Origin of the sequence: Streptococcus sp. GMD5S (assembly GCF_000298715.2) — a bacterium.
Taxonomy (GTDB): Bacteria; Bacillota; Bacilli; order Lactobacillales; family Streptococcaceae; genus Streptococcus.
In genome coordinates, this window is record NZ_AJRG02000004.1 from 19176 (window position 1) to 31741 (window position 12566).

The 12566-nt window shown below is 42.2% G+C and carries 12 protein-coding genes; 9 read left to right on the plus strand and 3 right to left on the minus strand.

Annotated elements, in window-relative coordinates:
* Positions 1-6: 6 nt before the first annotated feature.
* Positions 7-819, minus strand: coding sequence for a Cof-type HAD-IIB family hydrolase (locus tag GMD5S_RS0203030; protein ID WP_000162335.1), 813 nt, complete (start codon positions 817-819; stop codon positions 7-9).
* 187 nt (positions 820-1006) lie between these two features.
* Here GMD5S_RS0203030 and GMD5S_RS0203035 point away from each other — a divergent pair, with 187 nt between their 5' ends.
* From GMD5S_RS0203035 to GMD5S_RS0203065, 7 genes are all read left to right on the plus strand, one after another.
* The gene (locus tag GMD5S_RS0203035; RefSeq protein ID WP_000359248.1) at positions 1007-2425 is read left to right on the plus strand and encodes an NCS2 family permease; all 1419 of its coding nucleotides are present in this window, start codon (positions 1007-1009) and stop codon (positions 2423-2425) included.
* Between the two features lie 53 nt (positions 2426-2478).
* Positions 2479-3186 carry a CPBP family intramembrane glutamic endopeptidase gene (locus GMD5S_RS0203040; protein ID WP_000653641.1) on the plus strand — a complete coding sequence of 236 codons (708 nt, stop codon included), beginning with the start codon at positions 2479-2481 and terminating at the stop codon, positions 3184-3186.
* Positions 3187-3288: 102 nt separating this feature from the next.
* Complete coding sequence (folP, locus tag GMD5S_RS0203045) at positions 3289-4233, plus strand: dihydropteroate synthase (RefSeq protein WP_000491578.1); 945 nt, start codon at positions 3289-3291, stop codon at positions 4231-4233.
* 1 nt (position 4234) lies between these two features.
* Positions 4235-5557: a bifunctional folylpolyglutamate synthase/dihydrofolate synthase gene (locus tag GMD5S_RS0203050; RefSeq protein WP_001002329.1), complete on the plus strand. Its 1323-nt coding sequence runs from the start codon at positions 4235-4237 to the stop codon at positions 5555-5557.
* Positions 5538-6092 carry a GTP cyclohydrolase I FolE gene (folE, locus tag GMD5S_RS0203055; RefSeq protein ID WP_000380931.1) on the plus strand — a complete coding sequence of 185 codons (555 nt, stop codon included), beginning with the start codon at positions 5538-5540 and terminating at the stop codon, positions 6090-6092. The genes GMD5S_RS0203050 and folE overlap by 20 nt, the downstream gene beginning before the upstream one ends.
* A gap of 41 nt (positions 6093-6133) precedes the next feature.
* Positions 6134-6955, plus strand: a complete 822-nt coding sequence (folK, locus tag GMD5S_RS0203060) for a 2-amino-4-hydroxy-6-hydroxymethyldihydropteridine diphosphokinase (RefSeq protein WP_000372498.1) — start codon at positions 6134-6136, stop codon at positions 6953-6955.
* Entirely contained in the window at positions 6948-8231 is a 1284-nt protein-coding gene (locus GMD5S_RS0203065; protein ID WP_000040986.1) for a hypothetical protein, read from the plus strand. The genes folK and GMD5S_RS0203065 overlap by 8 nt, the downstream gene beginning before the upstream one ends.
* 50 nt (positions 8232-8281) lie before the next feature.
* Here the strand turns inward: GMD5S_RS0203065 and GMD5S_RS0203070 are convergent, their stop codons facing one another.
* On the minus strand, positions 8282-8599 hold the full coding sequence (locus GMD5S_RS0203070; protein ID WP_000886044.1) for a DUF960 domain-containing protein: 318 nt from the start codon (positions 8597-8599) through the stop codon (positions 8282-8284).
* Positions 8600-8803: 204 nt separating this feature from the next.
* Between GMD5S_RS0203070 and ccpA the strand changes: the two genes are divergently transcribed.
* On the plus strand, positions 8804-9814 hold the full coding sequence (gene ccpA, locus GMD5S_RS0203075) for a catabolite control protein A (RefSeq protein WP_001090635.1): 1011 nt from the start codon (positions 8804-8806) through the stop codon (positions 9812-9814).
* Between the two features lie 51 nt (positions 9815-9865).
* On the opposite strand, the gene GMD5S_RS0203080 is transcribed toward ccpA, so the two are convergent.
* Entirely contained in the window at positions 9866-10828 is a 963-nt protein-coding gene (locus GMD5S_RS0203080) for an asparaginase (protein WP_001124799.1), read from the minus strand.
* A 65-nt stretch (positions 10829-10893) separates the two neighbouring features.
* On the opposite strand from GMD5S_RS0203080, the gene GMD5S_RS0203085 reads away from it, so the two are divergent.
* A complete protein-coding gene (locus GMD5S_RS0203085) occupies positions 10894-12285 on the plus strand; it encodes a Cof-type HAD-IIB family hydrolase (RefSeq protein WP_000453118.1) in 1392 nt (463 codons plus the stop codon).
* Positions 12286-12566: the final 281 nt, after the last annotated feature.

Consider the following 12566-nt stretch of genomic DNA (forward strand, 5'->3'; position numbering starts at 1 on the left):
TCCCTTTTATAGGAATAAATTTTGTAAAGCGTGGGCAACTCCATCTTCTTCGTTGGTCAGAGGAAGTTGTTCGTCTGCATATGGAAGAAGAGCAGGATTGGCGTTTTTCATAGCATATCCCTTGCCTGCAAATGCCAACATTTCAGTGTCATTATGCTCATCACCAAAGGCGATTAAGTCTTTTTTATCACGATTCATCACATTGAGCAAGTACTCTAGAGCAAATGCCTTGTTTACACCTTTGGGAGTACACTCGAGGATGTTGAGGGGACCACCCCAGGTATTGATAGCTAGTTGGTGCTGATAAAAACGATTCATTTCATCTGCTAAAGCGTATTTGTCTTCAGCCCTTGTTTGCAAGAGGATGCAGTTGGGATCTTTGGTTACTCGTTCGGGTTTGAATTGATTTTCCGGCCGGAAGTTCTCTACGCCAAATAGTTTAGGATCCGCAATCTCTTCATTCGGAGTCGTGATATAGAACTTTTTTCGATATTCTCCTGCAATAAAGTCAGCCTGGATGTCCTCCGTGCGCTTGACCATGTCTAGGAGGTATTTTTTGTCCAAGGTCAAGCACTTTTCATGCTCCCAAGCCTTTCCTGGTAGATGGGTAAGGGAACCATTAAAGTTAATCATGGGAGTATGCAATTCTAGCTCACGATAGAAGTCTTTTGCCATACGATACGGACGGCCTGTCGTGATGATGACATGGTGTCCTTTTTCTGAAATTTTTTTGATCGTCTCTTTGGTGAAATCGGAGAGCTTGCTTTCATTATTTAGCAGGGTTCCGTCCAAATCGACTGCGATAATTTTTTTAGTCATATAAACCTTCCTAGTCGTTTCCAGATAAGATGTCTACTATTATATCAAAAAGAAGGAAGAAAAGCAGATAAGAACAAAAACTACAGTTGCTTTGATTTATTAAATAAATCAAACAAACATATTGAAAAGGTGAATGATAAATGATATAATACTAATATTGTTCGTAAAAAACAAAAGGAGATTAAAGGTGGACAAACTATTTAAACTAAAAGAGCACGGGACAGATGTCCGTACAGAGGTGCTTGCTGGTTTAACAACATTCTTTGCAATGAGTTATATTCTCTTTGTAAACCCTCAAATGCTTTCCCAAACGGGTATGCCTGTTCAAGGTGTGTTCTTGGCAACGATTATCGGTTCTGTAGTAGGTACTTTGATGATGGCTTTCTATGCTAATTTGCCGTACGCACAAGCACCAGGTATGGGACTAAATGCCTTCTTTACATTTACAGTTGTATTTGGGATGGGCTATACTTGGAAAGAGGCTCTTGGTATGGTCTTCATTTGTGGAATTATTTCACTGATTATTACCTTAACAAATGTTCGTAAAATGATCATCGAATCTATTCCAACAACACTTCGTTCAGCTATTTCGGCTGGTATTGGTGTTTTCCTTGCCTATGTTGGGATTAAGAATGCCGGTCTCTTGAAATTCTCAATCGATCCAGGTACTTATACGGTAGCAGGTGAAGGAGCGGACAAGGCTCAAGCTGCACTTACTGCAAACTCAGCGGCCGTTCCAGGATTGGTAGACTTCAATACTCCAGCAGTATTGGTGGCTCTTGCAGGTCTGGCTATTACCATTTTCTTTGTAGTTAAAGGCATCAAAGGTGGAATTATTCTTTCTATTTTAACAACGACTGTCCTTGCCATTGCCGTTAAAGTTGTGAATTTGTCAGCGATTGACTTTGCTAGCAACAACCTTTCATCAGCGGTTAATGATCTAGGAACTTTGTTTGGTGCTGCTCTGGGTTCAGAAGGTTTAGGATCTTTGATTTCAAACACTTCACGTTTACCAGAAACCTTGATGGCTATTCTTGCCTTCTCACTAACGGATATTTTTGATACAATCGGTACTCTTATCGGTACTGGTGAAAAAGTTGGTATCGTTGCGACAAGTGGGGAAAACCATGAGTCAGTTAAATTGGACAAGGCTCTATACTCTGACTTGGTGGCAACTTCGGTAGGTGCCATTGCAGGTACTTCAAACGTTACGACCTATGTTGAATCTGCGGCTGGTATCGGTGCTGGTGGACGTACTGGTTTGACAGCCCTAGTGGTTGCGATCTGTTTTGCTCTATCTAGCTTCTTTAGCCCACTTCTAGCGATTGTTCCGACAGCTGCAACAGCACCAATTTTGATCATCGTCGGAATCATGATGCTTTCTAACTTGAAAAATATCCCTTGGGATGATATGGCTGAAGCGGTTCCTGCCTTCTTCACATCTATCTTTATGGGATTCAGCTACTCTATCACACAAGGGATTGCTGTTGGTTTCTTGACATATACCTTGACAAAAGTTGTCAAAGGTCAAGCCAAGGATGTGCACGTGATGATTTGGATTTTGGATGCCTTGTTTATCCTTAACTATATCAGTATGGCGCTATAAATGGTATAATAGAAAAAGGGGAGTCTCCCCTTTTTCTTATAAGGAGGTACATCATGAAAGATAAGACGATTTGGCAAGAGGTTTTAAACAGAGGGAAATGGGTGATCATCCTTTTGGTAGCTTTTGTTCTATCTCAATTTCCCATAGGACTTGCTTTGTTTTTAGCAAACAAACAGTTTCCGATTTTACAGTCAGGGCTCTTAGTAGGTGCTCTATCCATAGTCGTTTTGATTGTATTCATTATTGGTGCACGAAAAACACAACTTGCTACTTTTAATCTATCCTTTTTTAAGGCAAAAGACTTGGCTCGCTTGGTACTGAGTTATCTGGTGATTTTTGCGACAAATCTCTTGGGTTCACTACTGCTTCGACTAACAAATGAGGTAACAACCAGTAACCAATCAATACTGAATGGTTTGGTTCAGAATAGTTCCTTGATTTCAACTTTCTTCCTACTAGTCTTGATTGCGCCGATTTGTGAAGAAATTTTGTGTCGTGGGATTATTCCAAAAAAGATCTTCCGCGGAAAAGAAAAACTAGGTTTTATTGTTGGTGCAATCGTCTTTGCCTTGCTTCATATGCCAACCAATCTACCTTCTGTGATTATTTATGGAGGAATGTCAACGGTTTTGACTTGGACAGCCTATAAGACTGAGCGTTTGGAGATGTCCATTTTGCTTCATATGATTCTCAATGGTATTGCATTTTGTTTGTTGGCCTTATTGGTATTGATTAGTAGAAATCTAGGTCTATCATTCTAAACCATTAGCCGCTTGGAAAAGATGAATACTAGCGTATCCATCTTTTTCTTTTTATGGTAAAATAGAGAAATAATGTGGTGAAAAACCTTGAGGAGTGACCTTATGTTCAGTAAAGCTAGTCAGGCAAAAACAGCTATTTGTGGAATTATCAATGTAACACCAGATTCCTTTTCGGATGGTGGTCAGTTTTTTGCTGTTGACCAGGCGCTTCAGCAAGCCCGTAAATTGATAGCTGAAGGAGCTAGCATGCTTGATATCGGTGGAGAATCGACTCGGCCGGGCAGTAGCTATGTTGAGATAGAAGAGGAAATCCAGCGTGTTGTTCCAGTGATTAAAGCTATCTGTGAGGAAAGTGATGTTCTCATTTCCATCGATACTTGGAAAAGTCAGGTGGCAGAGGCTGCTTTGGCTGCTGGTGCCAATCTGGTAAATGACATTACGGGTCTCATGGGAGATGAGAAAATGGCGGATGTGGTTGCTAAGGCTGGTGCGAAAGTAGTCATCATGTTTAATCCAGTCATGGCTCGACCTCAGCACCCTAGTTCGCTCATATTTCCTCATTTTGGTTTTGGGCAAGCTTTTACAGAGGAAGAGTTAGCTGACTTTGAAAAAATGCCAATCGAAGACTTGATGGAGGCTTTCTTTGAACGAGCACTAGCGAGAGCCAATCAAGCTGGGATAGCAAGAGAAAACATTTTGCTGGATCCGGGAATTGGTTTTGGTCTCACCAAGAAGGAAAATCTACTTCTTCTACGGGACCTTGATAAATTGCATCAGCAGGGCTATCCAATCTTTCTTGGTGTTTCGCGCAAGCGGTTTGTTATCAATATCCTTGAGGAGAATGGCTTTGAAGTCAATCCTGAGACGGAAGTCGGTTTCCGAAATCGGGACACCGCTTCGGCTCATGTAACCAGTATCGCTGCGAGACAGGGTGTGGAAGTGGTGCGCGTGCACGATGTTGCCAGTCACAGGATGGCAGTTGAAATTGCGTCAGCCATTCGTTTGGCAGATGATGCAGAAAATCTAGATTTAAAACAATATAAGTAAGATGAACGAAATTGAAAACAATCAGTGGATTGCCCACTACCGGACGGACCAACCACATTTTGGTTTGGAGCGAATGGTAGAACTCCTAGCTTTACGTGGCAATCCCCATCTCAAACTCAAGGTTATCCATATCGGCGGAACAAATGGTAAAGGTTCGACCATTGCTTTTTTGAAAGAGATGCTGGAAAAGCTAGGCCTGAGAGTAGGGGTGTTCAGCTCGCCCTATCTCATTCATTATACAGATCAGATTAGCATCAATGGGGAATCTATCCCCGAGGCTAGGCTAGAAGCCCTCATGGCAGACTATCAGTCGTTGCTTGAGGGAGAATCGGCTGACAATTTGCAGGGAACAACCGAGTTTGAGATTATCACAGCTCTAGCTTATGATTACTTTGCCTTAGAGCAAGTAGATGTGGCTATCATGGAAGTCGGCATGGGTGGTCTTTTGGATAGTACTAATGTTTGTCAGCCAATTTTGACAGGGATTACGACCATTGGTTTGGACCATGTAGCCCTACTTGGTGACACCTTGGAAGCCATAGCAGAACAGAAGGCTGGAATCATTAAGCAAGGTGTTCCTTTAGTGACAGGTCGTATAGCTCCAGAAGTCTTGGCCGTTATCGACCGCATTGCGGAAGGGAAACATGCACCGAGACTTGCCTATGGGACAGATTATCAGGTTTGTTATCAAGAAAGTGTAGTGACAGGTGAGGTCTTTGACTATACAAGTGCTGTCAGACAAGGTCGCTTCCAGACAGGCCTGCTTGGTTTACACCAGATAGAGAATGCGGGGATGGCCATAGCTTTACTTGATACTTTTTGTCAAGAAGATGGGCGGGAGTTGGCAAGTAATGACTTAATTGCTCAAGCTTTGAAAGAGACCAGATGGGCAGGGCGTTTGGAGGTCATGTCTAGCGACCCATTGTTGCTTTTGGATGGGGCCCACAATCCTCATGCTATCAAGGCTTTATTAGCAAACTTGCAAGAACGCTTTGCGGATTATCATAAGGAAATCCTCTTTACGTGTATTAAAACCAAGGCTTTGGAGGATATGCTGGATTTGCTAGAAACGGTGCCAGGTAGTCAATTGACTTTAACCCATTTTGACGATAGTCGGGCGACGGATGAAAGCGTGCTGAAAGAGACAGCCAAGTCTAGAAATCTCAATTACCAAAGTTGGCAGGATTTTCTAGAGCAGAAATTGACAGATAAAAATGAAGAGAAACAAACAGTTAGGATTATCACAGGTTCCTTGTATTTCTTGAGCCAAGTGAGAGCCTATCTGATGGAGAGGAAGAACGAGAATGGATACACAAAAGATTGAAACGGCTGTAAAAATGATTATCGAGGCTGTTGGTGAGGACGCTAACCGCGAGGGCTTGCAGGAAACACCTGCTCGTGTAGCCCGTATGTACCAAGAGATTTTTTCAGGTCTTGGCCAAACTGCTGAGGAACACTTGTCAAAATCCTTTGAGATTATTGATGATAATATGGTGGTAGAAAAGGATATCTTTTTCCACACTATGTGTGAGCACCACTTTCTGCCTTTTTATGGGAGAGCGCACATTGCCTACATTCCAGATGGTCGTGTGGCAGGCCTGTCTAAGCTAGCCCGTACGGTTGAAGTTTATTCGAAAAAACCACAAATTCAAGAGCGGTTAAATATCGAAGTGGCCGATGCCTTGATGGACTATCTGGGGGCTAAGGGAGCCTTTGTTGTCATTGAGGCGGAACATATGTGTATGAGTATGCGTGGTGTTAGAAAGCCAGGCACGGCAACCTTGACGACAGTAGCTCGTGGTCTATTTGAAACAGATAAAGACCTCCGAGACCAGGCTTATCGTTTAATGGGACTATAAAAGAATCCGCTTTAAGCGGATTTTTCTAGAAAGGACTAGTTATGGATCAACTGCAGATTAAAGATTTGGAAATTTTTGCCTATCATGGTCTTTTCCCTAGTGAGAAGGAATTGGGGCAGAAGTTTGTTATTTCCGCAAGCTTATCTTATGATATGACCAAGGCGGCGACAGACTTGGATTTGACAGCTTCTGTCCATTACGGAGAATTGTGTCAGCAGTGGACGACCTGGTTTCAGGAAAGTGCTGAGGACTTGATTGAGACGGTAGCCTACAAACTCGTTGAACGTACCTTTGAGAGCTATCCTCTTGTCCAAGAGATTGAGTTGGAACTAAAAAAACCGTGGGCGCCAGTGCATTTACCGTTAGATACCTGCTCGGTGACCATTCACCGTCGTAAGCAGCGGGCCTTTATCGCTCTAGGAAGTAATATGGGAGACAAGAAAGCGAACTTGGAACAAGCTATTGATAAACTGCGGACTCGAGGTATCCATATTCTCAAAGAGTCCAGTGTCTTGGCGACGGAGCCTTGGGGTGGTGTGGAACAAGATAGCTTTGCCAATCAGGTGATTGAAGTAGAAACCTGGCTTCCAGCATCAGTCTTATTAGAGACCTTGTTAGCAATTGAGTCCGAGATGGGACGGGTTCGAGAGGTGCATTGGGGACCGCGTTTGATTGATTTGGACCTGCTTTTTGTGGAGGATCAGGTCATTTATACAGACGACCTCATCTTGCCTCATCCTTATATAGCAGAGCGCCTCTTTGTCCTTGAACCGTTAGCGGAAATAGCTCCCCATTTTATCCATCCAATCTTAAAACAACCAATTCGATACTTGGTTGACCAGTTGGAGCAAGGAAATGTCTAAGCTTTCCGAGACCTATAGCAAGTGGAAGAGTATCGGGGAGGGACTACTTGCTATTGTTTTAGGGCTTCTCTTGATTCGTTTTGGACAAGTTATTCCGCGAATGGGGTACCAGTTGCTGATGGGCTATTTTTCCTTGTCAGCAGTTTGGCACTTGTTGACTCGCTGGTTTCAGGATAAAAAACGTCGGGAAAATATCTTTGTAACCTTGGGCAAGCTGGTGGTTGCGGCTCTTGTATTTGACTCTATCATCTTGCAAGACCTCGCCCTCTATCTCCTGGTTTTTATCATTGCGAGCTATCAGCTGTTTACGGGCATCATTAGCCTTGTGACTTGGTCTCTCTATCAAAAAAATGCCATTCATCCTCGGCTCCATCATCTCTTCGATGCTGTATGGATGATAGGATTCGGTCTTTATAGCATCTCTCCTTTTCACGATGCAGCGAATTTTGAATTGCTCTTGCTTGGGTTTTACTTGCTCATGCTAGGAGCCAGTAGCCTCCGGGACGGTTTCTTTTTTGAAAGGATAGAAAACAATCCCAAGCTAAAACGACGAATGCGAATGACTTTGCCGATCTTTGTGACGGCTTTGATCCCTATCAGCACCTTGCGCAAATTGAATGAGTGGCTGTCAAATCATGAAAGTCAAGAAGGGGAAGTTCATTCAGAAAGAAAAAACGATCAGGTAGTTGATCTAGAAATTTTTATTCATACCTCAGAAACATCCTTCTTCCTCGCTATGGGACATGTGGATATTTGTTATCAAGGGAAGGTTATTTCCTATGGTTCGTATGATCCCCACTCGGAGCGTTTGTTCGGCATGGTTGGAGATGGTGTTTTGTTTAAGGCCAATCGGGAAAAATACATCGAGCTCTGTAAGAGGGAAAGTCAGAAGACCTTGTTTGCTTATGGTCTGAGTTTGACGGACCAACAGAAAGCAGCCATCCAAGCTCGTCTAGAGGAGATAGAAGACCTGTTAATTCCTTGGGAACCAAGTTCACAGTTGATGAAAAGAAGAGAGGGCGAGGTAAAGCATACCTACTCCTACCAACTGAAACAAGAAGCAGATGCGACCCTCTATAAATTCAGTTCATCCGAGTTTAAGACCTACTTTGTTCTCAGTACCAATTGTGTTTTGCTGGCAGACTCTATCGTGGGAAAAGCTGGGACTGATATATTGAGTCCCCAAGGTTTCATTGTGCCAGGGACTTATCAGGATTACCTTGACTTAGAGTATACAAAACCAAATGGTCTAGTTGTCAGTCGCTCTATTTATTAGAAAAAGAAAACTCTAGTTCCTCAGCAGTTTGTGCCAAGAAGCTAGAGTTTTTAAAATAGGTCATTTTCTTCTGGAAGGAGGATGGTTTCTCTGCCGTCCAAGTCTAAAATAAGGACCCTAGGAGGGTAAAGCGGATCGAAAGGATGATTGAAATCAAAATCGATGCTAGTCGGAAGGTGCTGGCTAGAAAAATGGAAGGTGATGGTCCCCTTATTGTTGAGCAGTTGAAACTCAAGCTCTTCTTCTAATTCAAAGACATTTTTTAGGAAATGATCGATAATATACCATAAAGAGTCAATGACATCGTCAGGTAGGCTGGTCACGACACCAAAACTAGCGGAACGTCTCTGTGTATTTGTAAAAGCCATGTTTTCATCCCCCTTTTATTTTCCTTATCATACAGCAAAATGTCTTAAAAATCAAGAAATCGTAATTGCTTTTTCAAAATGGGAATAAACTGTGAAATTTTTTCAAAGTTTCTCTAAAAAATACTTGAAAGTGTTTACAATAAGTGATAAAATGGAGTAAGTAGATGCGTGAAAGCGAAATTTTCATTATAGAAAGGAAACGGAATGAACACAGATGATACAGTAACGATTTATGACGTCGCCCGTGAAGCAGGAGTTTCAATGGCAACAGTTAGCCGTGTCGTTAATGGCAACAAGAATGTTAAAGAGAACACTCGAAAAAAAGTCCTAGAAGTGATTGATCGCTTGGACTATCGTCCAAATGCGGTAGCACGTGGTTTGGCTAGCAAGAAAACAACGACAGTCGGAGTTGTGATTCCTAACATTACCAATGGTTATTTCTCAACACTTGCTAAGGGGATTGACGACATTGCTGAAATGTACAAGTATAACATTGTCCTAGCAAATAGTGATGAGGATGATGAAAAGGAAGTTTCAGTGGTTAACACTCTCTTTTCAAAACAAGTCGATGGGATTATCTTTATGGGCTATCACTTGACTGAAAAGATTCGTTCAGAATTCTCTCGTTCACGGACACCGGTTGTTCTTGCCGGTACTGTGGATGTAGAACACCAACTTCCAAGTGTGAATATTGACTACAAACAAGCAACGATTGATGCCGTGAGCTACCTTCTCAAAGAAAACGAGAAAATTGCTTTTGTGAGTGGACCACTCGTCGATGATATCAATGGCAAGGTTCGTTTGATTGGTTACAAGGAAGCCTTGAAAAAAGCTGGACATTCTTATAGCGAGGGATTGGTCTTTGAATCAAAATACAGCTATGATGATGGTTATGCCTTGGCAGAACGCTTGATTTCATCACAAGCTACAGCCGCAGTTGTAACAGGCGATGAATTGGCAGCAGGTGTCCTAAATGGTTTGGCTGACCACGGTGTGTCTGTACCAGAAGAGTTTGAAATCATTACGACAGATGACTCTCAGATTGCACGATTCACTCGTCCAAACTTGACTACTATTGCCCAACCTCTTTATGACTTAGGTGCTATCAGCATGCGTATGTTGACTAAGATTATGCATAAGGAAGAATTGGAAGAACGTGAAGTTCTCTTACCTCATGGTTTGACAGAACGCCGCTCTACACGAAAACGTAAATAGAAAAAATCAGGAAATCGTGAGATTTCCTGATTTGCTTTCTAGAGAAGAGGATTAGCCTTCCATATAGTCTTTTAAGGCTTGTCCTTTTAATCCAGCATTAAGGGCAATTAATAATTTGAGGCGAGCTTTTTGAGCGTTGAGTTCTTTGACAAAGAGAACGCCAGACTCTTGCAATTGAACCCCCCCACCTTGGTAGGCATAAACAGGTTCAGCAATGCCATTAAAACAACGTGAGACCAAGGCGACTGGGATTCCTTTTTGGAGGAGATTTTCCAACTTTTGAGCTGTTTCTTTGGGAACATTGCCTGCTCCAAAAGCCTGAATGACTAAGCCATCCAGCTGTTCCAAGTCTAACATATCGATCAGCTCGTCTGTCATACCGGCATAGGCTGAGATGATGGGAACTAGACCTTGAATATGCTCAAGATCAAAGCGGACACGAGGTTCAGCCGTTTTAAAGTAGAGGATTTCTTGCTTCATGATGAGGCCAAGTGGTCCATGTGTTGGGGTTTGAAAGGTGCTGACGTTGGTCGTATGAGTTTTGGTAACATACTTTGCTGCATGAATCTCGTCGTTCATGACGACCAGCACACCCTTGTCGGCTGCTTTATCATCGCTGGCAACTCGTAAAGCGCTCAGATAGTTATAAACACCGTCGCTACCAAGTTCGTTTGAACTACGCATGGCCCCGGTTAGAACGATGGGGATGGGCGGGATTTTCATGGTATCAAGGAAGTAGGCTGTTTCTTCTAAGGTATCTGTACCATGTGTGATGACAACTCCATCGTAGTTATCAGCTTCCTCTTTAATCTTATGATAGAGTGCAAGCATATGCTTGGGTTTGATATGAGGGCTTGGCAGATTAAAAAAGTCTAGGGCATGAACCTCAATCCCTTCAAGCGGATTGGAAACATGGTTCATGGGATTGTCCTGGCTAGTTACAACGGCACCAGTGGCATCTGCTTGCATGGAAATAGTCCCACCTGTATGTAAAACAAGGATTTTCTTAGGCATGATTTAGTCACTCTTTCTGAAATGTGGTATAATCATTGTAACACAAAAGGGGAGAATGGGACAGGATGGAAGTCAAGGCTGTTTTTTTTGATATCGATGGAACGCTAGTCAACGATCGCAAGAGTGTTTTGAAATCCACTAAGGACGCGATTAAGATTGTCAAAGAGCAAGGAGTGCTTGTTGGAGTAGCGACAGGACGAGGGCCGTTTTTTGTCAAGGAATTGATGGAAGACTTGGACCTAGACTTTGCGGTGACCTACAATGGCCAATACATTTTTAATAAAGAAAAGGTGCTCTTTGCGAGTCCGATTGCTAAGTCAAGCCTGCGTCAACTGATTGCTTACGCTAAAAAGGAGCGTAAAGAAATCGCTCTTGGAACCGAGCACGCCGTTGTTGGTTCGAAAATTATGTCATTTGGTCTCGGCTCCTTTTCCCAACTGGTTAGTCGTTTTATTCCGACTGTTCTGACAAGAACCGTTAGCCGTTCCTTTAATCGAATGGTTAGCAAGGCAGTTCCTCAAAAGGAAGACGACCTGCTTAACTTGATTAATCAACCCATTTATCAAGTTTTGATGCTGATGACGCCAGAAGAATCTGAGAAGGCAGCAAGTGATTTTGACGACTTGAAATTAACTCGAAGCAATCCTTTTGCAGCAGATATCATCAACCAAGGAAATTCCAAATTAGAAGGCATTCGCCGAGTCGGGAAAGAATATGGCTTTGATCTCAACCAAGTCATGGCCTTTGGTGATTCAGACAACGATCTGGAAATGTTGGCGGGTGTTGGTATGTCGGTTGCTATGGGGAATGGCAGTAGCAGTGTTAAAGAAGTTGCTAAGCATATTACGGCAAGTAATCAACAAGATGGTATCCACAAGGCGCTCGAGCACTTTGGTGTTTTGGCTTCAGAAAAAGTGTTTGTCAGTCGAGACTACCACTTTAATAAGGTCAAGACCTTCCACCACATGATGGATGAACGAACTCAAGAAGAGCCACAGGCATGGGATGCTGAAGGTGCAACCCACCGCGCAGATTTTAAAATTGAAGAATTAGTAGAGTTTGTTCGCGCAGCAAGTTCTTCGGAGGAAGAATTCCAAGACTCCCTTGCAAGCATGCGTGAGGCACTTGATAAGGCGGCAGAGAAAGTGGCGAAAAAGACACCTGCTAAGCAAAATTTGGTCGGTCAAGTGGATGCTTTGATTGACACACTGTATTTTACATACGGTAGTTTTGTTTTGATGGGAGTAGACCCAGAACGCATTTTTGATATTGTCCATGAAGCAAATATGGGGAAGGTTTTCCCTGATGGGAAAGCTCATTTTGATCCAGTTACACACAAGATTTTAAAACCAGAAGACTGGGAAGAAAAATATGCTCCAGAACCTGCCATTCGACAGGAACTACAACGTCAGTTTAAAGCTTATGAGCGACATAAAGAAAGAAAAAATAAAAAATAAGAGAAAATTCTTTTCCCTGGATGAAAAATTCGGGGATTTTTTGAGCTGAAAAACCGAACAATTTTATATATATCACTAATTATTATTAGCATATTTATACTAGAAAAAGAAAAGAAAAAAATGAAAAGATAGTGAAAATAAAGCAACAGGAAATTATATTTCTTACAAAGAATAGTTAAAAAGCTAGATATATTACTGATATATCTAGCTTTTCTTTTAAAAAACATCAAAAAAAGACAAGTCAAATTATTTGATATTTGAAAGTTTATGTGTTAGAATAA